19 protein-coding genes and 1 pseudogene are annotated in these 19,285 nt (G+C 67.6%); 6 read left to right on the plus strand and 14 right to left on the minus strand.

What is annotated here, in order from left to right:
- Positions 1 to 158 precede the first annotated feature (158 nt).
- On the plus strand, positions 159 to 1,010 hold the full coding sequence (locus tag ACYZGB_RS07575) for a type IV pili methyl-accepting chemotaxis transducer N-terminal domain-containing protein (RefSeq protein ID WP_462387636.1): 852 nt from the start codon (positions 159 to 161) through the stop codon (positions 1,008 to 1,010).
- 5 nt (positions 1,011 to 1,015) lie between these two features.
- Here the strand turns inward: ACYZGB_RS07575 and ACYZGB_RS07580 are convergent, their stop codons facing one another.
- From ACYZGB_RS07580 to ACYZGB_RS07595, 4 genes are all read right to left on the minus strand, one after another.
- Complete coding sequence (locus ACYZGB_RS07580) at positions 1,016 to 1,777, minus strand: SDR family oxidoreductase (RefSeq protein WP_462387637.1); 762 nt, start codon at positions 1,775 to 1,777, stop codon at positions 1,016 to 1,018.
- 52 nt (positions 1,778 to 1,829) lie between these two features.
- Positions 1,830 to 2,441, minus strand: coding sequence for a DUF2889 domain-containing protein (locus ACYZGB_RS07585; protein ID WP_462387638.1), 612 nt, complete (start codon positions 2,439 to 2,441; stop codon positions 1,830 to 1,832).
- A gap of 155 nt (positions 2,442 to 2,596) precedes the next feature.
- The gene (locus ACYZGB_RS07590; RefSeq protein WP_094291929.1) at positions 2,597 to 4,030 is read right to left on the minus strand and encodes an aldehyde dehydrogenase family protein; all 1,434 of its coding nucleotides are present in this window, start codon (positions 4,028 to 4,030) and stop codon (positions 2,597 to 2,599) included.
- Positions 4,031 to 4,135: 105 nt separating this feature from the next.
- Entirely contained in the window at positions 4,136 to 4,840 is a 705-nt protein-coding gene (locus ACYZGB_RS07595) for a Crp/Fnr family transcriptional regulator (RefSeq protein WP_462387639.1), read from the minus strand.
- A 155-nt stretch (positions 4,841 to 4,995) separates the two neighbouring features.
- On the opposite strand from ACYZGB_RS07595, the gene ACYZGB_RS07600 reads away from it, so the two are divergent.
- The 3 genes from ACYZGB_RS07600 to ACYZGB_RS07610 all read left to right on the plus strand — a co-directional run bounded on the left by ACYZGB_RS07600 (position 4,996) and on the right by ACYZGB_RS07610 (position 7,582).
- The gene (locus ACYZGB_RS07600) at positions 4,996 to 5,520 is read left to right on the plus strand and encodes an Mpo1 family 2-hydroxy fatty acid dioxygenase (RefSeq protein WP_462387640.1); all 525 of its coding nucleotides are present in this window, start codon (positions 4,996 to 4,998) and stop codon (positions 5,518 to 5,520) included.
- A 164-nt stretch (positions 5,521 to 5,684) separates the two neighbouring features.
- Positions 5,685 to 6,563, plus strand: coding sequence for a bile acid:sodium symporter family protein (locus ACYZGB_RS07605; protein ID WP_462387641.1), 879 nt, complete (start codon positions 5,685 to 5,687; stop codon positions 6,561 to 6,563).
- The gene (locus ACYZGB_RS07610; protein WP_462387642.1) at positions 6,563 to 7,582 is read left to right on the plus strand and encodes an MBL fold metallo-hydrolase; all 1,020 of its coding nucleotides are present in this window, start codon (positions 6,563 to 6,565) and stop codon (positions 7,580 to 7,582) included. Before ACYZGB_RS07605 ends, ACYZGB_RS07610 begins: the two co-directional genes overlap by 1 nt.
- A gap of 24 nt (positions 7,583 to 7,606) precedes the next feature.
- On the opposite strand, the gene ACYZGB_RS07615 is transcribed toward ACYZGB_RS07610, so the two are convergent.
- The 5 genes from ACYZGB_RS07615 to ACYZGB_RS07635 are packed head-to-tail and all read right to left on the minus strand — an operon-like array spanning position 7,607 to position 13,275.
- Positions 7,607 to 8,764 (minus strand): ABC transporter permease, encoded by a 1,158-nt coding sequence (locus tag ACYZGB_RS07615; RefSeq protein WP_462387643.1) that lies wholly within the window; start codon positions 8,762 to 8,764, stop codon positions 7,607 to 7,609.
- Between the two features lies 1 nt (position 8,765).
- Entirely contained in the window at positions 8,766 to 9,950 is a 1,185-nt protein-coding gene (locus ACYZGB_RS07620) for an ABC transporter permease (protein ID WP_462387644.1), read from the minus strand.
- Between the two features lie 51 nt (positions 9,951 to 10,001).
- The gene (locus ACYZGB_RS07625; RefSeq protein WP_462387645.1) at positions 10,002 to 10,988 is read right to left on the minus strand and encodes an HlyD family secretion protein; all 987 of its coding nucleotides are present in this window, start codon (positions 10,986 to 10,988) and stop codon (positions 10,002 to 10,004) included.
- Between the two features lie 5 nt (positions 10,989 to 10,993).
- Positions 10,994 to 12,436 (minus strand): TolC family protein, encoded by a 1,443-nt coding sequence (locus ACYZGB_RS07630; protein WP_462387647.1) that lies wholly within the window; start codon positions 12,434 to 12,436, stop codon positions 10,994 to 10,996.
- A 17-nt stretch (positions 12,437 to 12,453) separates the two neighbouring features.
- Positions 12,454 to 13,275 carry a metal-dependent hydrolase gene (locus ACYZGB_RS07635; RefSeq protein WP_462387648.1) on the minus strand — a complete coding sequence of 274 codons (822 nt, stop codon included), beginning with the start codon at positions 13,273 to 13,275 and terminating at the stop codon, positions 12,454 to 12,456.
- Positions 13,276 to 13,399: 124 nt separating this feature from the next.
- Between ACYZGB_RS07635 and ACYZGB_RS07640 the strand changes: the two genes are divergently transcribed.
- Positions 13,400 to 14,005, plus strand: coding sequence for a TetR/AcrR family transcriptional regulator (locus tag ACYZGB_RS07640; RefSeq protein ID WP_462387649.1), 606 nt, complete (start codon positions 13,400 to 13,402; stop codon positions 14,003 to 14,005).
- An 18-nt stretch (positions 14,006 to 14,023) separates the two neighbouring features.
- Here ACYZGB_RS07640 and ACYZGB_RS07645 read toward each other — a convergent pair whose 3' ends face one another.
- From ACYZGB_RS07645 to ACYZGB_RS07665, 5 genes and pseudogenes are all read right to left on the minus strand, one after another.
- A complete protein-coding gene (locus ACYZGB_RS07645) occupies positions 14,024 to 16,552 on the minus strand; it encodes a cation-translocating P-type ATPase (protein ID WP_462387650.1) in 2,529 nt (842 codons plus the stop codon).
- A gap of 291 nt (positions 16,553 to 16,843) precedes the next feature.
- Positions 16,844 to 16,993 (minus strand): annotated as a pseudogene (locus ACYZGB_RS07650) (rubredoxin); the annotation flags it as partial.
- 47 nt (positions 16,994 to 17,040) lie between these two features.
- Positions 17,041 to 17,808 carry a cytochrome b/b6 domain-containing protein gene (locus ACYZGB_RS07655; protein ID WP_462387651.1) on the minus strand — a complete coding sequence of 256 codons (768 nt, stop codon included), beginning with the start codon at positions 17,806 to 17,808 and terminating at the stop codon, positions 17,041 to 17,043.
- A gap of 45 nt (positions 17,809 to 17,853) precedes the next feature.
- Positions 17,854 to 18,378 (minus strand): diheme cytochrome c, encoded by a 525-nt coding sequence (locus ACYZGB_RS07660; protein ID WP_462387652.1) that lies wholly within the window; start codon positions 18,376 to 18,378, stop codon positions 17,854 to 17,856.
- A gap of 13 nt (positions 18,379 to 18,391) precedes the next feature.
- Positions 18,392 to 18,796: a DUF1924 domain-containing protein gene (locus tag ACYZGB_RS07665; protein WP_462387653.1), complete on the minus strand. Its 405-nt coding sequence runs from the start codon at positions 18,794 to 18,796 to the stop codon at positions 18,392 to 18,394.
- 113 nt (positions 18,797 to 18,909) lie between these two features.
- Here ACYZGB_RS07665 and ACYZGB_RS07670 point away from each other — a divergent pair, with 113 nt between their 5' ends.
- A complete protein-coding gene (locus ACYZGB_RS07670; protein WP_462387655.1) occupies positions 18,910 to 19,281 on the plus strand; it encodes a PepSY domain-containing protein in 372 nt (123 codons plus the stop codon).
- The last annotated feature ends 4 nt before the right edge of the window (positions 19,282 to 19,285 follow it).

The raw sequence follows: 19,285 nt of genomic DNA on the forward strand, positions 1-19,285 counted from the left end.
CGCATGGGCCCCGCCAAAGGGGCCAAGCCCCTGAACGCGGAGTTGATCGCGGTCAAGTTTTGCCCCGGGGCGGCGGCGTTGCGTGCCTTTGACATGGCGCAGGGCGCACGAGATGTTGCGTTGCAACAATCCATCTATCCGATTTCAAGGGGATTTCCATGTTGACGCGCGAATGTGTAGCCGATGCCATGCCTTGCCAGCGCCGGGCGGCTGTCCAGTGGGTAGCGGCGGGCTTGTTGCTGCCCACCTGGGCCACATGGGCGACAGGGGCCCAGGCGCAGATGGGATTGTCGGGCGCCATCAACTACGCGGGCTGGTTCCGCGCGCTGTCGCAGCGCATGGCCAAGGCCTATTGCCAGCAGTACCTGCAGGTGCTGCCCGGTGCGGCTGTGGATGTGCTGGGGCTGGCGCGCAAGATGGTGCAGTCGGGCAGCGGTGAGCTGGCCCGGGGTATGCAGACCGGGCGCTGGCCCGCCGATGTCGGGCGCCAGCTCGAAGAGGTGCAAAAGCAGTTTGCGCTGCTGAACCAGCTCACCGCCACGCAGCCCACCCAGACTGCGCTGGTGGTGGCCGCCTCCGACCAGGCCGACCGCACGCTGCTGATTGCCCAGACGGTGACCGAATCCATCGAGAAGCTGGCACATGCGCCCAGTGCACGGCTGGTGAACCTGGCCGGCCGCCAGCGCATGCTGTCGCAGCGCCTGGCCAAGAACTACTTCTTGAACGCGGCCAAGGTGGAATCCAAGGTGGTTCAGGCGCAGCTCGTGTCAGACGCCGCCGACTTCCGCCTGGCGCTGCAGGCGCTCAAGGCCGCGCCGGTGTCCACGCCCGCCATCCGCAACGAGCTGGAGCTGGCCGACTCGCAGTGGCTGTTTTTTGAATCGGCCCTGCGCCGCGCGGCCGATGATGCGGGGCTCCACACGGTTGCGACCACCAGCGAACGCCTGCTGGGTGTGATGGACAAGCTCACCAACCTGTACGAAGTCGCCTTGCGGGAAGTGCTGGGCTGAGAGGTCTACACGCAGCGCCCGCCATCCACCTCGATGCACACGCCGCTGATGAACGAAGCCTCTTCGCTCGCCAGGTACAGCGCGGCGTTCGCCACGTCCAGCGCGGTGGAGAAGCGGCCCAGCGGGATGGTGGCCAGGAACTTGGCGCGGCGCGCATCGTCCACCGGGCCGCCCGCAAACTCGGCGGCCAAGCCCGTGTCGGGGTTGAACACGGGGTTGATGCAGTTCACGCGGATGTTGTCGGGGCCCAGCTCGGCCGCCATGGACTTGCTGGTGATGATGACGGCGCCCTTGGAGCCGTTGTACCAGGTCAGGCCCGGGCGTGGGCGCAGTCCGGCGGTGGAGGCGATGTTGATGATGCTGCCGCCACCGGCCTGGCGCAGCGCGGGCACGGCGTGGATGGCGCTCAGGTAGATGCTCTTCATGTTGATGGCATAGACCTTGTCGAACTCCTCCTCGCTCACTTCGAGCATGGGGCGGTTGCGGTGCGTCCAGCCCGCGTTGTTCACCACCACGTCCAGGCGGCCGTACAGGCGCACGGCCTCATCGACCATGGCCTTGACCTGGGCAGAGTTCGTCACGTCGGCTTTGAAGAAGGCGGCGGTGCCGCCTGCGGCGGTGATCTCGGCCACCACGCGCTGGCCGCCCGCCTCGTTGATGTCGTTCACGATGACCTTGCCACCTTCAGCGGCCAGGCGCTTGGCAATGCCTTCGCCAATGCCGTTGCCGGCGCCGGTGACGATGATGGATTTGTTCAACACGCGCATGGAAAAGGTCTCCTTGGGATACTCAAAAAAGATAGCTGCTGAGGCTTGCCTGTCAGGCGGGAGGGGCTAATTTGGTTGAAGCTTCAGGGGCTGGGGCGGGGCTGGCGGCCAGGGGCGGCGCAGGCACGCGGCCATAAAACTGCGGGAAGTATTCCTTCACGCCGTTGCCATTGAAGTCCCACCCTGTGCACTGGCCCAGGTGGCGGGGGGGCTCGTCGGGGTGGCTGGACGAAAACACGGCCGGCACCGACTGGAAGGCGGCGGTGGCCAGGTTGAACAGCAGCTCGCGCAGGTGTGTGCAACTGGCCACGCCGCCCAGGTGTTTCTGGATGGCCTGGCGCCAGCCGCGCGCCATGCTGCAGCCCACCATCTGCTGCAGCGCGGCCTGGGCCTCAGTGCAACCCTGGAGCGGGTGCGAATCCATGGCCACATCGACGGCCTGCACCACCAGCTGGCGGTTGACCGTGACACGCAGCCACATGTGGTGGATGGCCTCGCCCGCGAGGCGCTGTTTGGTGGGATCGCGAAACGAGGTGGCGTCATAGGCCTTGCTGTCGTGCAGCTCACCCTCGATGTCCCACAGGCCATCGTCGCGTTCAAAGCCCTGGTAGTTCACCCGGCGGACATGCTTGAGGGTGCGGGGGGCGGGGGAGCTCAGGGGCATGCGCTTCTATCGTAGCTGGTAGCGAGTGACTGAAACTGGCGTGGCACTAAGCGAGTGCCGCCGCGCAAGGGCCGCCAAGCCGCGTATGCGGCGCTTGGCTTGCGTGCGCTGGCGGCGTCCCCCTGCAGGGGGAAGACGCGAAGCGGCTCAGGGGGTTACCCATATTTGATGGCCACCGTCTTCAAGGTGGTGAAGCCGTACAGCGCTTCGAAGCCCTTCTCGCGCCCGTAGCCGCTGGATTTCACACCGCCAAACGGCAGCTCCACACCGCCTGCGGCGCCATAGTTGTTGATGAACACCTGCCCACTGTGCACACGCTTGGCCATGCGAAACTGGCGCGCGCCGTCGCGCGTCCAGATGCCGGCGACCAGGCCGAACTGCGTGGCGTTGGCCAGCTCCACCGCATGGTCCTCGTCCTGAAAAGCCATGGCCGACAGCACGGGGCCGAAGACCTCTTCCTGCGCCAGTCGGTGCTGCACCGGTACGTCGCGCAGCAGGGTGGGGGCCTGGTAGTAGCCGGTCTCGGGGGCTTCGTCCACCACCACGCCCTGGGCCACCATGGGGATGCCCGCCACCTGCGCGTCCGACAGAAAATCCCACACACGCTGTTGCTGCGTCTGGCGGATCAGCGGGCCCACATCCAGGTCCATGGCGGCGGGGCCCACGCGCAGGGCCTCGAAGGCCTTGCCCAGGCGCTCCAGCAGGGGCTCGTAAATCAGTGAGTCGATCAGCACACGCGAACCGGCCGAGCAGGTCTGCCCCGCGTTCTGCACGATGGCGTTGATGACCACGGGGATCGCGGCATCGAGGTCAGCGTCGGCAAAGATGATCTGCGGGCTCTTGCCGCCCAGCTCCAGCGTCACGGGGCAGTGGCGCTCGGCGGCCACCTGCTGGATCAGCGTGCCGATCTTGGGGCTGCCGGTGAAGCTGATGTGGTCGATACCCGGGTGGCGCGCGAGTGCGTCGCCCACCTCGTGGCCGTAGCCGGTGACGATGTTGAGCGCCCCCGATGGGAAACCCACCTCGGCCGCGAGCTGCGCCACGCGGATCAGCGACAGGCAGGCGTCTTCCGCCGGCTTGACCACACACACATTCCCCGCCGCCAGCGCGCCGCCCACGCTGCGGCCGAAGATCTGCATGGGGTAGTTCCAGGGGATCACATGGCCTGTGACGCCATGCGGCTCGCGCCAGGTCAGCACGCTGTAGCCGTCGGGGTAGGGAATGGTCTCGCCGTGGAACTTGTCGCAGGCACCGGCATAGAACTCGAAGTAGCGCGCCAGTGCAATGGCATCGGCCCGCGCCTGCTTGGTGGGCTTGCCGCAGTCGCGCTGCTCCAGTGCCGTCAGCTCGTCCGCATGCTCCAGGATCTTGGCCGAGAGCTTTTGCAGCAGACGGCCGCGCTCCACCGGCGCCAGCTTCTGCCACACCGCGTTGTAGCACTGGCGGGCTGCATGCACCGCCGCGTCGATGTCGTCGGCGTTGCTGCGCTGGATCTCGTCGAAGGGCTGGCCATCCGACGGGTCGATCACGGGGATCGTGCGGCCCGAAGCGGACGGCACCGAGGCGTTGGCGATGTAGTTCAGTTGCATGACCGTGATTGTGCCCGGAAATGGAATGTGTGCTTAGTATTTGGGTAAAAAGTGCCGCTACCGCCCGACCATCAAGCGAATGCAGCTATTGTTTTAATAGTGATGTCAGTAACATGCCGCGCGCAGGGCCGCCAGGTCCAAGATTTCCACCTCGCCACGCTGCACACGCACCAGGTGGCGCGCTTCCAGGTCTTTGAGGATCTGGTTGGTGGTCTGGCGCGAGATGGCCAGCATCAGCGACAGCTGCTCCTGCGAGATGCCGATCACCCGGCGCGACTGGCCCTCGGCGTTCCACTGGCCGTAGCCCTCGGCCATCATCACCAGTCGGCGCGCCAGGCGCTGCGGAGCGGGCAGCAGGGCCAGTTCTTCGATGGCCACAAAGGCCGTGCGCAGCTTGTCGGTGAGCAGCAACGCCAGCGCATGCCAGTGCCCGGGGTGGGCCTGCAGCCAGGCCTGCAGCCGCTCGTGCGGCACCTGCACCAGCGTGCTGGCTTCGGCGGCATGGGCATCGTGCGTGCGGGCCGAGCCGTCGAACACCGAGATCTCGCCAAACCAGTGGGGCGGCTCCAGCCTTGTGAGCAGTGCCGAGCGCGCCTCGTGCGCCCGCCCGCCTGTGCCTGAGATGCTGATCGCGCCACGCACTACGGCATACAGCCCGCAGGGCGCATCGCCGCGCAAAAAAAGCACCTCGCCCGCCTGCAACTGGCGCACATGCGCCATGGCGATCAGCGGCTGGGCAAAGTCGGACGGCAGGTGGGCAAACCAGCGGCCGGACTGGAGGACGGGTAGATAGGCGGCGGGGTCGGTCATGCAGTCTGGAGCGGGCGTGGCGGCGGGGTGGGGATGGTCGGGCGGGCTGGGGGAACGGGTGGTGGGAGTGTGCCTTTTTGTCGTGTGCACGACAGACGCTGGCAAGGCCCCGGGGCGAGTATTGATGCTGCTCAAAACAACAGCCGGAGACACCCATGAAAACCCTGATCGACCATCTCTCCCAGTACGCCGACTACCACCGCGACCCCCGCAACATCCACACCCATTTTGTGGGCGTGCCGATGATCATGTTTGCGGTGGTGGTGCTGCTGTCGCGCCCCGCGTGGATGGTGGGCGATCTGCCGGTGACGCCAGCACTGTTTTGCGCACTTGCCAGCAGCATTTTCTACTTCCGCCTGGATGCGCGTTTTGGCCTGGCCATGGCCGCGCTGCTGGCCGCCATGCTGGCCGTGGCGCAGTGGCTGGCCGTGCAAAACATGGCCGTGTGGCTGGCTGCGGGCATTGGCCTGTTTGTGGTGGGCTGGGTGATCCAGTTTGTGGGCCACTACTACGAAGGCCGCAAGCCTGCGTTTGTGGACGATCTCATGGGCCTGCTGGTGGGGCCGTTGTTCGTGGTGGCCGAATGGGCCTTTGCCCTGGGCCTGCGCAAGGAAGTGCAGGCCGCCGTGGAGCAGCGCAGCGGCCCGGTGCGTCTGCGCACCGGCCAGGCGGCTGCATAAGCGCACGCTGCCTGCCTTCCTCCTCTCACCCTCTCTTCATCCTCCCCTTGTTGTCCGGGCGGACCTGTCCTGCCAGGCCCATGGCGCCTTTGCGTTGCCGTGGGCTCTGCCGTTTCTGCCGGTATTGAATGGAGCGCGGCCGCTGTGGCCGCGTGCATATTTCCATGAGTTTTGTCTCCATCCTGCCCACGCTGCTGTTCATTGCCCTGGGCCTGGTCATGTTTGGCCTGGGCCTGTCGCTCACGGTGGGCGACTTCACGCGCCTCTTGCAGCATCCGCGCGCCGTGGTGCTGGCTCTGGTGCTGCAGGTGCTGGTGCTGCCAGCGGCGTGCTACGCCCTCATCGTGCTGCTGGGCGTGGCACCGATCTATGCCGTGGGGCTGATGCTGCTGGCCGCCTCGCCCGGCGGGGTGTCGGCCAACCTGTTCAGCCATTTGTTCGGCGGCAACGTGGCCATGAACATCTCGCTCACGGCCATCAACACGGTGCTGTCGATCATCAGTTTGCCGCTCATCACCAACTGGGCCATCAACACCTTTGCGCACACCGGCCAGGTGGTGCCCCTGCAGTTTGGCAAGGTGGTGGAGGTGATCGTCATCGTGCTGGTGCCGGTGGTGCTGGGCATGGCGGTGCACCGCCGCGCGCCGTCGTTCAGCGCGCGCATGGAAAAGCCCATGAAGATCTTCAGCGCCGTGGTGCTGGCCGCCTTTGCGCTGATCGCGATTGCCAAGGAATGGTCGGCGCTGGTCGAGTCCTTCGCGGGCATCGGCCCGGCGGTGCTGCTGTTCAACGCGGTCAGCCTGGCATCGGGCTACTACCTCGCGCGTGCGGCGGGGCTGGACAAATCCATGGCCACGGCGATCAGCTTCGAGATCGGCATCCACAACTCCACGCTGGCGATCTTCATCGCGCTGTCGGTGCTGGACAACTTCCAGCTTGCGCTGCCGGCGGCCATCTATTCGGTCAGCATATACCTCATGGCCACGTTGTTTGGCACGCTGGTGCTGCGCCGCAAGGGCACGGCTGCGGCCGAGGCGGTGTGATGCGGCAGTGGTGGAAGAAGGCTCTGCTGTCCCTCGGGCTGTTGGTGCTCCTGGCGCTGGGCGCGCTGGTGTGGGCCTTGCAGCAGCACCCTTCGCTGCGGCCGTATGCCGACCTGCGCTGGAATGCACCTGCCAGTGGCGACGCGCTGCCACGGCCCAAGGTGATGTTTCTGGGTGTTTCTACGGTGCTGCTGGACGATGGCGAGACGGCGCTGATGACCGACGGCTTCTTCTCACGCCCCGGCAAGCTGCAGACTTTCCTGGGCAAGGTAGAGCCCGACATGGAGGCCATCACACAAGGCCTGCGGCGTGCTGGCTTGCCCAGCGAGACGGGGAAACTGGCGGCCGTGATCCCCGTGCATTCGCACTACGACCACGCCATGGATGCGCCCGAGGTGGTGCGCCGCACGGGGGCGCTGCTGCTGGGCTCCGAATCCACCGCCAACGTGGGGCGCGGCGCGGGCCTGGCCGAGTCGCAGATCCGGGTGGCAAAGCTCGGCGAGCCGCAGCGCTTCGGTCGATTCACGGTCACGCTGTACCCCAGCCGCCATGCGCCCACGGGCTTTACGGGCGGCGAGATCACCGCGCCGCTGCGCCCACCCGTGCGCGCCAGTGAGTACAAGGAAGGCCAGAGCTACGCGCTGCATGTGGCGCATGGCGGCCGCACGCTGCTCATTGTGGGCAGCGCGGGCTTCGAGCCCGGCGCCCTGCGCGGCGTGCAGGCCGAGGTGGTGCTGCAGGGCATCGGCGCCCTCGGCCCCCGGCCCGAAAGCTACCGCGATGCGCTGTGGACCGAAGTGGTCGCCGCCGTGGGCGCCCGGCGTGTCATCCCCATCCACTGGGACGACTTCTGGCAGCCCCCGGGCCAGCCCATGGTGCCCATGCCACCACCGCTTGACGACTTTGACGCCTCGATGACCTACCTGCGCGACCGTGGTGCACGCGAAGGCGTGGACGTGCGCCTGCCGCTGGAATGGCAGGCCATGGATGTGTGGGCCGGGCTGTCTGCGCGCCGCTGACGGGGGCCGGGCGGCGCTGGATTCTCAGGACGTCTGCGTGTGGGCCTGTGGCCGTGCCTTGTACAACACCGCCGCCGTGCACACCCCGCCCAAAGCCACCAGCCCACACAGGTACGGCAGCGCAGCCTGCAGCGGCGCACCCAGCTGGTTGAGTCGCAGCGAGGCCTGCACGCCCGAGGTGCTCGGCAGCAGCCAGCGCAGCCACTGCAGCGGTTCGGGCAGGGCCTCCACAGGCCATGAGAAACCGGCCACAAAGGCGATGGGCAGCGTGGTGAACAGCAGCACCTGCAGCGCGCGCTCGCGGTTGCCGAACCACAGGCCCAGCAGTGAGCCCAGCGCCGCGATGGCGGGCACGTAGCAGGCCAGCAGGGCCAGGGCGCCCAGCGGGTTGCCGCCGCGTGGGTAGTCGTTCAGCACAAAAATCCAGCCAAAGTAGAACAGCCCACTGGCCCAGCCCAACGTGCTCAGCGCCAGCAGACGGCCGAGCCAGGTGGTGGTGCTGGCGCGGTGTTGCCCTGCCTCCACCCAGGTGCCAGCGAGCAGCGCCGCGCCCATGAGCAGGGTCTGCTGCAGGATGAGCAGCGCCACGGCGGGCACCACAAAGCTGCCATAGCCTTCGATGGGGTTGAACAGCGCCACCGTTTGCAGCTGCACCGGGGCGCGGCTGGCGGTGGCCTGCTGGGCGCTCTGGCCGCTGGCTTGCAGCTTCTTGATCTCGACCCCGGCGGACACGGTGCCCACGGCCTCGGCAAAACCGAACTGCACGGCCTTGTTGAGCAGCGCATAGGCGCCGTTGGCCTCGATGCTGACCACGGCGTTTTCGCCGCGCACCACGTTGCGTTTGAGGTGGGGCGGGATCACGGCATAGCCTTCGATCTCGCCACGCCACAAGGCCTGCTGCGCCTCGTGCTCGCTGCCGGTGACCAGGCGCACTTCGATGCGCGGGTCGGCGTCGGCAAAACGCGTGATCTGGCGCGAGAGGCTGGTGCGGTCCATGTCCACCACGGCCACGGCCACGCGGGTAAGCACCTCGTCGGCGTAGAACCAGGGGTAGAAAAAGCCGTAGAGCACGGGGGCACCGATCAACAGCAGCAGCACGCCCTTGTCGCGGGCGATGGTGGCCAGGGCCAGCAGCCAGGCATGGAGCAGGTTGCGCGGGGCGGTGTTCATCTGGGCATCCATGTCAGCGGCCTCCCCACGTTTCAGGGCGTTGGGCGGCCAGGTGCAGGCCCACGGTGCCGATCAGCCAGAGCACGCCGGTGGCCACCAGCAGCGCCACCATGGTCGAAACGCTGGTGCTGAGCGGCGCGCCCATCTGCAACTGCTCGATCTGCAGGCGGATGTAGTGGGTGAAGGGCATGGCCTCGGCCCAGGCGCGGGCGCTGGCGGGCATGCCCGCCAGCGGAAACGCGACGCCGCTGAACGCAAACGCTGGGGCCGCAAAAAAGCCTGCGCCCGACAGCGCCGTGCGCAAGGAGCGCGTATGGGCGGCCAGCGCGGCACCGGCTGCCAGCGAGACCGCCATCAGCAGCGCCAGCGCGCCCGCCACCCAGGCCAGATTGCCCGGCGGGTGCCAGCCCCGGCCCCAGGTGATGCCCACCAGCGCCAGCAGGCCCACCAGGGTGAGCGTGGCCCAGGGCAGCGCGAGCTTGCCGATGAGCGAACCCGCCGTTTGGAGCAGGCCGCCTGTGCCCAGCGCGTCTCCCAGCCACTGGCCCAGGCTGCGGTCGCGCAGCTCGCGGCCCACCGTCCAGGCGCCCGCCGTCATGGCCAGGATGTGCAGCAACGCGGGGATGAGCGCTGCGCCCAGAAACTGCTCGTAATTGCTCGACACATTGAACAGCGCCACCATCTGCGTGTGGATGGGCTCCATGCTCACGCGCACGGCTCGCGCCGCCTCACCACGCTTGTTGCGTGCGGCCATCTCGATACCCGCCGACAGCGTGCCGACGGCGGCGCGCACGTCGCGCTGCAGCAGGCCCGAATGGGTGCCCATCTGCGCGTTGTGCAGCAGGGTGACCTGGGCGGCGCGGCCCTCCTTCACGGTGCGCGCAAAGTCGCGCGGGATGGTGACGACGGCATAGACCTCGATGTTGCGCAGGGCGCGTTCTGCCTCGCCCGTGTGGGCAAATTGCTGCGTGATCTGCACGCCGGGGGTGGCGTCGAGCATGCGCACCAGCTGGCGCGACAGGCTGGAGTGGTCTTCATCGACCACCCCCACGGCCAGGTGGCGCGGCAGCCCGGCCGAGAAGATCCACCACAAAAGCGCCACGCCCAGCAGCGGCACCCAGGTGACCATGGCCAGGTCCCAGGGGTCGGCCGCTAGGCGCCGGGCTTCGCGGCGGAAGCTGTTTACTATTGAATTCATAGCTACTTGCGCTTGATGGTCGCGCGCAGAAGGCACTTTTTATTCAAAATTTCAGCGCACCAGCACCGTCATGCCGGGGCGGGCGCCCTCGATGGGGGCTGCCGGCCGGGCACGCACTTCAAACGTGCGGGCATCAAAGCCCTGGCCTGCGCGCGTGGCACGCCAGGTGGCGAAGTCGGGCAGGGCACCGGTGTGGTAGACCTTGAACTTCACGGTCTGGTGGCCCAACGCTGGCAGGGTGGCTTCGAATTCGTTGCCGATGGCAAAACGCTGCAGGCGGTCTTCGCGCACGTTCAGCACCACCCATTGGTCTTTCAGGTCCACCACCGTGACCACGGCCACGCCCTGCGGCGAGAGCTCGCCCGTGCGCGCCAGCACCTTGGCCACTTCGCCCGCCACGGGGCTCTTGAGTTCGGTTTCGGCCTGCGCGGCCTGCACCTCGGCCACCACACCGGCCACCTGGCGCGCCTGGGCGCTGGCGGCCGAGCGGTCTTCGGTGCGCGCGCCAGCGCGGGCCAGGTCGTACTGCGCCTTGGCGGCCAGCGCCTGGTCGCGCGACGCCTTGAAGTTGGCCTCGGCCTCGTCGCGTTTCTGTGCGGCCACCAGGCCCTCGCGCGCCAGTCCATCGACGCGCTTGAAGGAGCTTTCCGCCAGGTCTGCGGCGGCCACGGCGCGCTGCCAGTTCAGGCGGGCCATCTCCACCTCTTGCGGGCGGGTGCCGTGCTGGGCCTTGTCGGCCACGGCCTGCGCGGCCTCCTGGGCGGCGGTGGCCTGGGCCAGCTTGGCCTGGACCTCGGGGCTGTCCATGCGGATCAGGGGCGCGCCGACGGCGATCTGGTCGCCTTCCTTCACCAGGATCTGCGCGATGCGGGCCGTGACCTTGGGGGCGATGTCCGCTTCTTGCGCCTCCATCTGGCCCTGGAAGACCTCGGGTGCGGGTTGGGATGCCTTCCACAGGCCAAAGCCCACTAAGCCTGCCACGGCCACGACGGCCACCGTGCCTATCACGGCCGCCTTTTTGCTGTTGTTCTTGCTCATCGTGTTCACTCCACTTTCATTGCGTCAGCACGCGCCATGTATTTGCCAAAGTCTTCCGACAGGCCGCAGCTCTCCAGCAGATCGGCCAGTGCCTTCACGTAGTCGTGCGCAGCCTGGGCGCGTTCGGTCTGGGCCTTTGCCTGGTTCACCTGCGCGTCGATCAAGTCGAGCGTGGTGCTGGTGCCCGCCTTCAGGCCCGCCGTGCGCAGGCGCAGCACTTCGTCGGCCAGCTCCAGGCCGGGCTGCAGCGCCAGGTAGGCGCGGCGTGCCTGCTCCAGCGCCAGCCAGCGCTTTTCCACCAGCAGGGCGATGTCGTTCTGCGCCTGGGCGCCGGTGCGCTCGGCCTGCGCGATCTGGCGCTGGGACGACTCGGCGAGGGTGTTGCGGTCGATGGAGTCCAGCAGCGTCCAGCGCACGCCCACTCCGGCCACCCAGTCGGCCTCCTTGCCGGTCTTGAGCTGGCGCTGGCCAAAGGCGAACACCTGGGGCTTGCGCAGCGCCTCCTGTGCGGCGTGCAGCTGGGTGGCCTGTTCCTTTTTGGCGGCCACCTTGTCCAGCCCGGGGTGGCGGGCCAGTGCGGTGTCGATGAAGTGGGGCAGGGGTTCCACCGGCCCACCCAGCACAAACAGCGGGCTGGTGGGTGTGACCAACTCGGTGGCCTTGAGCGTGCGGGTGAGCGCGGTGGTGGCCAGCTCGGCGTCGTCGCGTGCCTTGCGGGCGTTGCGGCGCGCTTCCTCCAGGGCCGAGCGGGCCTGCAGGCGCTCCACACGGGCGATCACACCGGCGTCCAGCATCTTCTGCGCGGCGGCATCGTGCTGCTCGATGGTGGCCAGGGCCGCCTCGCGCAGCACGGCGGCGCGCTCGGCCAACTGGGCGCCAAAGTAGCGCTGCACTAGCAGGGTGGTGGCTTCGTGGCCGGTCTTGGTGGCGTCGGCCTGGGTCTCTTGGGTCTGTGCGTCCAGCAGGCCCCGCGCGGCGTTGCTGGCGCCGCCCATGTAGATGGGCCAGACGGCCGAGACCGATGCCGTGGTGTCGCTTTTGCTGCGGTTGAGCGTGTAGCTCGATGGCAGGTGCGGCAGCTGCGCCAGGGGCGCTGCCAGCTGCGGCGGCAGCTGCGACAGCACGCCGGGCAGCGCGCGGTTCAGTGGGTTCAGGTCCACATCCAGGTTGGCGTTGTAGGCATAGGCCGCGCCACTCAGGTGGACCACCGGGCCGCCCAGGCGCTGCAGCGCTTCGCGGCGCAGCCGGGCGCTTTCCACCGAGTGGCGCGAGGCGGCCAGGTGGTCTGATCGCTGCAACAACTGCTGCTGTGCGGCGTCAAAGGCCAGAGGTTCGGCCTGGGCGGGCAAGGTGTAGAGGGCGGAGAGTGCCAGGGTGGCAGAGGCAATCAGGCACAGCAAAGCTCCGCCTGCCCGGCCGGTGCGCCGGGGCGTGGGGTTCGTCGTCATGTTTTAAGTCGTCGTTGTCAGCGCGCGCCTACGGGCGTGTAGGCGTTGCTGTGTTCGGCCAGCCAGCGCTCCGAGAGGTCGCTGCCATGCTGGCTGGGGTGAAAGTCGCGCTTCAGGTACTGGCGCCAGGGCTTCCAGCTTTCGCGCACCAGGCCACCTTGGCCAAACAGCGTGCGCGCGGCGCTGGCCCAGGTGCTCCACTTCCATAGCGTGCCGCTCTGGCGCAGGTTGCTCACCGTCTGGCGCAGCACATCGCCCACAAAAACCAGGGTGATGCGGCGGAACCAGGTAATGCGCCAGTCGTGGTTGCCACCCAGCGCCTGGTACAGGTCGAACGCGGTGTTCTTGTGCTCGGCCTCTTCGGCGCAGTGCCACTGCCACATCGTGGCCAGGCGGGGCTCGGCGCCTTTCAGCACCTCGGGGTGGGCCAGCAGCCATTCGGCCAGCAGGGCGGTGAAGTGCTCGTTGGCGGCCGTGACGGCCAGCGGGTGGCGCGGGTCGGCGTTGGCAAACAGCTTCATGCGCTCTGCGGCGCGTGGGGCCCAGTCGTTGATGAGGCCCTGTTTTTCAAGGTGGCCGTTGAACAGCGCGTGGATGCGGCGGTGTGTGGCCTCTTGCCCGATGAAGCCGCGCACCTCGTCGGCAAACTGCGCCTGCAGGTCGGGCGGCAGGCGCTTGTGGCCATCACGCACGGCGTCGATGAAGAACTGCTCGCCCACGGGGAAACTCATCGACAGCGCATTGAAGAATGCCGTGCGAAACGCATCGCCGCCGCACCAGTGGCGCGCAAACGGCGTTTCCAGGTCAATCAGCAGACGGCGGACAACAAGTTCGGTCATGGGCGATCTCCGTCAGGGGCAGGAGGGGAAAGATTGGTACGTTGCAGTACCGAGTGGTTTGTATGATGCAGGTCAACTGTGGTACTGTCAAGTACCTAACCCGATTTTGAGGGACTTTTTTGCCATGACCGCCGCCGCCGAAACCCCCGCCCCGGGCAACGAACACCGCGCCCGCCTGCTCGAAGGCATGGCCCGCGCCGTGGCCGCCAAGGGCTATGCCGACACCACGATTGCCGACATCGTGCGCGAGGCCAGCGTGTCGCGCCGCACCTTTTATGAAAACTTCGCCGACAAGGCAGAGTGCCTGATTGCGCTGTACGAGGTAGCCAGCGGCAACGCCATTGCCGTGCTGCGCGGCGCCATCGATCCGCACAGCGACTGGCAGGCCCAGGTGGAGCAGGCCATGGGGGCCTACTTTGGCGTGCTGGCGCGCAACCCGGTGCTGCTGCGCACCTTGTTCATCGACATCCTGGGCCTGGGCGCACCGGGCCTGGCGGCGCGGCGCCGCGCCAACCAGCAGCTGGCCGACCTGATGCTGGATGTCGTCAACAACCGCCCCGGCGAGCGCCTGCGCAAGACCCCGCTGCAGCCGACGATGGCGATGGCGGTGGTGGGCGGCATCAACGAGATGGTGCTGCAGGCCATCGAGCAGGAGCGCGCGGGCGAATTGCAAACGCTGGTGGAGCCCGCCAGCACCCTGCTGCGGGCCGCTATCACTGCAGAGTTCTGATTCAGCCCGCAGTGGGGGCTAAAAAGCGTTGTGCCGTGGCCGAGCGACCGGTAGCAGCCACCGGCGGTTGGCGGCAAAGACCGCCACCAGGGCCAACCCCGCGCCTGCGGCGCAGAGCCATTGCACCCATGACAGCGGAGCGAACTTGAATGCGCCCGCCAACCAGGGCACTGTGGTCACCACCGCCAGCGCGGCAAGCGTGCCACCCAGCACCCACAGGCCCACGGGCGTCAGGCCCGCCCACAGGCTGCGCCAGCCGGTCTGGCTGCTGCGGCTGGGCAGGATGAGTGCGGCGTTGGCCGCCACCAGCACCACAAACGCGGCCGTGCTGGCGGTGGCGGCGTGCGCGGCCTGGCCCAGCAACCAGGCATACAGGCCCACCACGGCAGCGGTTACCACGCTGCCCTGCACCAGGCTCAGCAGGATGTGGCGGGTCGAGAGCAGAGGCTCGCCAGCCCCGCGCGGCGGCTGCTGCATGAGGTCGGCAGCGCCTTCTTCGGCCTCGAACACGATAGAGCAGGCCGGGTCGATGGCCAGCTCCAGAAACGCGATGTGCAGCGGTGCCAGCACCAGCGGCAGCCCGAACAGCACCGGTAGCAGCGCCAGCCCAATGATGGGGACGTGCACCGCCAGTGTGTAGACCATGGCCTGGCGCAGGTTGGCAAAGGTCTGCCGCCCCCGGTGAATCGCCAGCACGATGGCCGCGAAGTCGTCGTGCAGCAGCACCAGGGCTGCGGCCTCGCGCGCCACATCGGTGCCGCGCTGGCCCATGGCGATGCCGATGTGTGCCGCCTTGAGGGCGGGGGCGTCGTTCACGCCATCGCCTGTCATGGCCACCACCTCGCCCTGGGCCTTGAGGGCTTCCACCAGCGCCAGCTTCTGGTGCGGCTTGATGCGCGCAAACACGCTGACCTGCCGTACTTGCTCGGCCAGCACCTGCGGTGGCATGTGGGCCAGCTCGTCGCCGGTGATCACGCGGTCGTTGGCGATGCCCGCCGGGGCTGCAATGGCGCGCGCGGTGCGGGGGTGGTCGCCAGTGATCATCACCACGCGGATGCCCGCCTGGCGGCACTGCGCAACGGCCTGGGGCACCTCGGGGCGCAGTGGGTCGGCCAGGGCCACCAGACCCAGCCATTCAAAGTCAAAGTCGTGCTGGGCGTCGGGCCAGGTGTCTTGTGTGTGGTGCCGTGCCTTGGCCACGCCCAGCACCCGCAGGCCCCGGTCGGCCAGGCGCGCGGCCTGGGCGCTGACGGCGGCGCGCTCGGCGTCGGGCAGGTGGCAGAGGTCGGCCACGGCTTCGGGCGCGCCCTTGGTGGCCACGGTGTCGTGCGTCGAGGTGCCATCGCGCCACAGGTGGCTCATGGCCAGCAATTGGGGCGACAGCTCATATTCGCGTGCCAGCGACCATGCGGGGTGCAGGTGCTCGGTGTCCACCAGGTGGTCCGCCGCCATGCGGTGAAAGGCCTGTTCCATGGGGTCGTGCGGTTCGATCTCGCTGGCCAGCACGGCGTATTCGAGCAGCTCGTGGAAGGCATCGGGCAGTGCGCTGCCGTCGGCTGCGGCAGGCAGGTGTTGCACATCCAGCTCCTGGCCCGCAATGCAGAGCGCCGCCACCGCCATGCGGTTTTGGGTGAGGGTGCCGGTCTTGTCCACGCACAGCACGGTGGTCTGCCCCAGTGTCTCGATGGCGTTGAGCCGCCGCGTGAGCACCTGCTGTGCCGCCAGCCGCCGCGCGGCCAGGGCCAGGAAGACGATCATGATGACTGGCAGCTCTTGCGGCAGGATGCCCATGGCCAGCGTGATGCCTGCCAGCACGGCCTGCAGTGCATCACCCCGCAGCGCCCAGAACAGGCACACCAGCAGTGCGCAGAGCGACAGGCCGATGACCACCAGCTTGCGGGTCAGCCGGGTCATTTCGTCGCGCAAGGGCGAGGCCTGCAGCGCAATGGTGTCGAGCGACTGGCCAATGCGGCCCAGTTCGGTGTGGCGTCCCACGCCAGTCACCCGCAGCAGGCCCTGGCCACTGACCACCAGCGTGCCTGCAAACACCTTGTCGGCTGGTTGTTTGGCTACAGGCTCGGATTCGCCGGTCAGCATCGACTCGTTGGCGGCCAGCTCGTGGGCCTGCAGCAGCGTGCCGTCGGCCGGTATGCGGTCGCCCTCGGCAATCATCAGCAGGTCTTCGCGCACCACGTCGCGGCCCGCAATGCGCACCAGGGTGCCGCCGCGCAACGCCAGCGCGCGGGGGCTGGAGAGGTCGCGCAGGGCATTCAGCGCGTTGTCGGTGCGGCGCTCCTGCAGCACCGTGATCGCCATGATGATGACCACAAAGCCCAGCAGGATCAGCGCCTCGTGCGCATCGCCCATGGCGAGGTAGATGGCGCCTGCGCCCAGCAACAGCAGGAACATGGGCTCCGTGACCACGTCCCAGGCCATGTCGCGCAGCGTGCGGCGCTGGCTGATGCCCAGTTCGTTGGGGCCGTCCTCGCGCAGGCGCTGGGCGGCAACGGTTGGGTCGAGGCCGGTAGTGGAGTCGGTAGTGGGCATGTGGACCGTGAAGCTGCGTTGCAAGGAGGGTCGCAACGGTGCAACCGTTATACCGCGCGCTGGTGTCTGCAGCCCTGATGCAGCGCAGTGCGCTGCGCCCGGTGTCCTTTCCTTAGAACCTGTTCAATGTCTTTTTGGAGATTGCACTCCAACCCTTCGGGCAAGTGCCTTGCCGGGCGGTCTGCGGCGTTGCGGCGCTTGCCAATAGCCGAGCTATTGGCTGCGCACCGCGCCTAGCATCCCATCACGGCAAGGTACTTGTGCAACTCCAAAAAGTCGTTGAACAGGTTCTTACACCTCGCACATCACAAAGTCTGCCTTGCCGACATTGCACTCCGGGCAGCGCCAGTCGGCGGGCACGTTCGCCCAGAGGGTGCCGGGCGCGATCCCGTGGTCGGGCAGGCCCGCAGCCTCGTCATAGATCCAGCCGCAAACGGCACACATGTAGATTTTCATGGGGTGTTTCCTTCGTGGTCCGTGGCTCTGACTCAGTCGTCATCGTGGTGCCGTTGGCGTTCGGCTGATGTGCCGCTGGCAACCCAGCCGCTGGGTGATTGCTGCCACTGCCAGGCACCGAAGGCCAGTGTCGCGATCAGCAGCAGGGCGGCGAGCCAGGTGCGGTTCTTCGGGACCAGGTCAGGCCCTTTGCCCTCCACCCGGCCGGTGAGCATCGGCAGTGCATGGTTCTTGCGGCGCAGCACGCTCAAGCCTGCAATCAGCGCGATGTGGGCCAACACCACAAAAAGAAGGGCGTTGCCGAAGAACTCATGCACTTCTTCCATCGCTTCTCCCATCCAGTGGCCACCCAGCGCGGCGCCCCAGTCGTTGTACGTGGCGTAGCCACTGAGCGTGAGGGGCAGCACCAGCGCCAGCAGCAACACGATGGCCAGCGCCATCAGCAGGTTCTGGCCCTGGCGCCAGTTGATCTGCGTGACCGATGGGGCCTGGGGCAGAGCGCGCAGCCATGCGGGCGCCCCCGCCAGCTTGCGCCACAGCAGGCCCAGGCCCGAGGCGCGCGGCCCGAAGATGCCGTACAGCAGGCGAAAGCCCAGCAGCCCCGCCATGGTGTAGCCCAGCGTCACGTGCAGCAGCCGCCAGTGCTCGCCGTCGGCCGTGGCGTAGGCCCCCGCAAAGCACAGTGCAAACAGCCAGTGGAACATGCGTGTGGGTGCGTCGATGACCCGGCGGCTGGGCGCTTTGGCCGGAGCGGGTTGCGCCGTTGCGTCGGCGGGATGGAGGGTGGGTGTGTTGTTCATCGTGTTCTTTTTGTAGGGGCTCCGGAGGAGGGCCGTGCGTGGCGGTCAGTCGTTCCAGGCGCGGCGCGAACGGGCATCCAGCCCTGCGGGCATGCGCAGGTCGTGGTCGTCAAACTGCCCCTGGTCCGCGCCCGTGTGGCAGGCCGCGCAGTTGGCGGCGCTTTTCACGCTGGCGAGCTTCCAGGTGGCGGGTTCGATCTTTCGGTGCTTGCGTTCAAACCAGGCCGAACGGGTGATGCGGTCTGCGGGCGGCTCCTCGTTCACGCGCTTGTAGGTGCCTGCGTGGGCCTGCAGCCACTGGTTGAGCTGCCGCACGGTGGGGGCGTCCAGCGATGCGTCGGTGCCGTAGTGCTTGTCCAGGCCCGTCATCACGCGGTTCCACGACGCTGCGGGCAGCAGGCCGGGCGGGTAGGCGGTGTGGCAGGCGGCGCATTCCTGCGTGTAGGCGCTGGGCACGTTGCGGGGCATGGCGCGCCCGCTATCGGCATGGGCGCTGGAGAATGTCTGTAGGGCCAGCATGCACAGGGCTGCGGCTTTGGCGGAAGGGCGAATGGGGGCAAGTTTTTTCATGGCGTGATGGCTTTCAAGGCTTGAGGGCGTTGAGGTAGGCCAGTACATCCGCCTTCTCGATGGCTGTGCATTCACGGCTCAGCACGTCGTTGCAGTTGCGGCGCAACCACTTGTCCACCTTGGTGGTGTCGGTAAAGGCTTTGGGGTTGAAGGCCGGGGCCAGGGGCGCAATCGGCTTGCCGGTGCTGGCATGTTTGCCCTGTGCGGTGGGCGGTGTGCCGTGGCAGGATGCGCAAGACCACTCGCCGCCATGGCGTGTGTCGAAGAACACCTTGCCCTTGTCGGCATTGCCCGGGCTGCCGGCCTGGGCGCTCCAGTGGGCGAGCTGCTGGGTGGCTGTGGTGTCTGCGGCGTGGCTGATGCTGCTGGCGGCAAGTGTGCAGAGCGCTGCCAGAGTCAGTGTGCGAAGGGATTTCATGCCGTGGTCCTTGTGGGTTTCATCGTGTGTGGCCATTGTTGAAATCCCTGGCTTAACGGCGCGTGAAAGGGCTGTTCATCGGCCGTTCAGATACCGCGCGGGACAATGCGCCCATGTTTCTTTTCTCCTTCCTCCCTGTTGCTGCGGGCCACCACGGCAAGCGCTGGCGCCTGGCGGCCTGCGTGCTGTTCGCTTCTGCGCTGGCCGCGCCACCCGCTGGGGCCAGCGGTAAGGACGACCACGACCGCGCTCGGCAGGCCGTGCAGGCGGGCCAGGTGCTGCCGCTGCCCACGGTGCTGGAACGCCTGCAGCGCGAGGTGCCCGGCCAGGTGCTCGAAGTGGAGCTGGAGCAGGAGAGCGAGCGCTGGATTTACGAGATCAAGCTGCTCACACCTGTGGGGCAGTTGACCAAGGTCAAGCTCGATGCACGCACGGCCGAGGTGCTGCGCGTCAAATCGCGCGACGATCAGCGCAACGGCCGATAACACG

Source organism: Acidovorax sp. Q11 (assembly GCF_054950075.1).

Excerpts from the sequence above, each read along its gene's own strand:
- ACYZGB_RS07575 (WP_462387636.1), top strand. The coding sequence starts at position 159 with ATGTTGACGCGCGAATGTGTAGCCGATGCCATGCCTTGCCAGCGCCGG.
- ACYZGB_RS07580 (WP_462387637.1), bottom strand. The coding sequence starts at position 1,777 with ATGCGCGTGTTGAACAAATCCATCATCGTCACCGGCGCCGGCAACGGC.
- ACYZGB_RS07585 (WP_462387638.1), bottom strand. The coding sequence starts at position 2,441 with ATGCCCCTGAGCTCCCCCGCCCCCCGCACCCTCAAGCATGTCCGCCGG.
- ACYZGB_RS07590 (WP_094291929.1), bottom strand. The coding sequence starts at position 4,030 with ATGCAACTGAACTACATCGCCAACGCCTCGGTGCCGTCCGCTTCGGGC.
- ACYZGB_RS07595 (WP_462387639.1), bottom strand. The coding sequence starts at position 4,840 with ATGACCGACCCCGCCGCCTATCTACCCGTCCTCCAGTCCGGCCGCTGG.
- ACYZGB_RS07600 (WP_462387640.1), top strand. The coding sequence starts at position 4,996 with ATGAAAACCCTGATCGACCATCTCTCCCAGTACGCCGACTACCACCGC.
- ACYZGB_RS07605 (WP_462387641.1), top strand. The coding sequence starts at position 5,685 with ATGAGTTTTGTCTCCATCCTGCCCACGCTGCTGTTCATTGCCCTGGGC.
- ACYZGB_RS07610 (WP_462387642.1), top strand. The coding sequence starts at position 6,563 with ATGCGGCAGTGGTGGAAGAAGGCTCTGCTGTCCCTCGGGCTGTTGGTG.
- ACYZGB_RS07615 (WP_462387643.1), bottom strand. The coding sequence starts at position 8,764 with ATGGATGCCCAGATGAACACCGCCCCGCGCAACCTGCTCCATGCCTGG.
- ACYZGB_RS07620 (WP_462387644.1), bottom strand. The coding sequence starts at position 9,950 with ATGAATTCAATAGTAAACAGCTTCCGCCGCGAAGCCCGGCGCCTAGCG.
- ACYZGB_RS07625 (WP_462387645.1), bottom strand. The coding sequence starts at position 10,988 with ATGAGCAAGAACAACAGCAAAAAGGCGGCCGTGATAGGCACGGTGGCC.
- ACYZGB_RS07630 (WP_462387647.1), bottom strand. The coding sequence starts at position 12,436 with ATGACGACGAACCCCACGCCCCGGCGCACCGGCCGGGCAGGCGGAGCT.
- ACYZGB_RS07635 (WP_462387648.1), bottom strand. The coding sequence starts at position 13,275 with ATGACCGAACTTGTTGTCCGCCGTCTGCTGATTGACCTGGAAACGCCG.
- ACYZGB_RS07640 (WP_462387649.1), top strand. The coding sequence starts at position 13,400 with ATGACCGCCGCCGCCGAAACCCCCGCCCCGGGCAACGAACACCGCGCC.
- ACYZGB_RS07645 (WP_462387650.1), bottom strand. The coding sequence starts at position 16,552 with ATGCCCACTACCGACTCCACTACCGGCCTCGACCCAACCGTTGCCGCC.
- ACYZGB_RS07655 (WP_462387651.1), bottom strand. The coding sequence starts at position 17,808 with ATGAACAACACACCCACCCTCCATCCCGCCGACGCAACGGCGCAACCC.
- ACYZGB_RS07660 (WP_462387652.1), bottom strand. The coding sequence starts at position 18,378 with ATGAAAAAACTTGCCCCCATTCGCCCTTCCGCCAAAGCCGCAGCCCTG.
- ACYZGB_RS07665 (WP_462387653.1), bottom strand. The coding sequence starts at position 18,796 with ATGAAATCCCTTCGCACACTGACTCTGGCAGCGCTCTGCACACTTGCC.
- ACYZGB_RS07670 (WP_462387655.1), top strand. The coding sequence starts at position 18,910 with ATGTTTCTTTTCTCCTTCCTCCCTGTTGCTGCGGGCCACCACGGCAAG.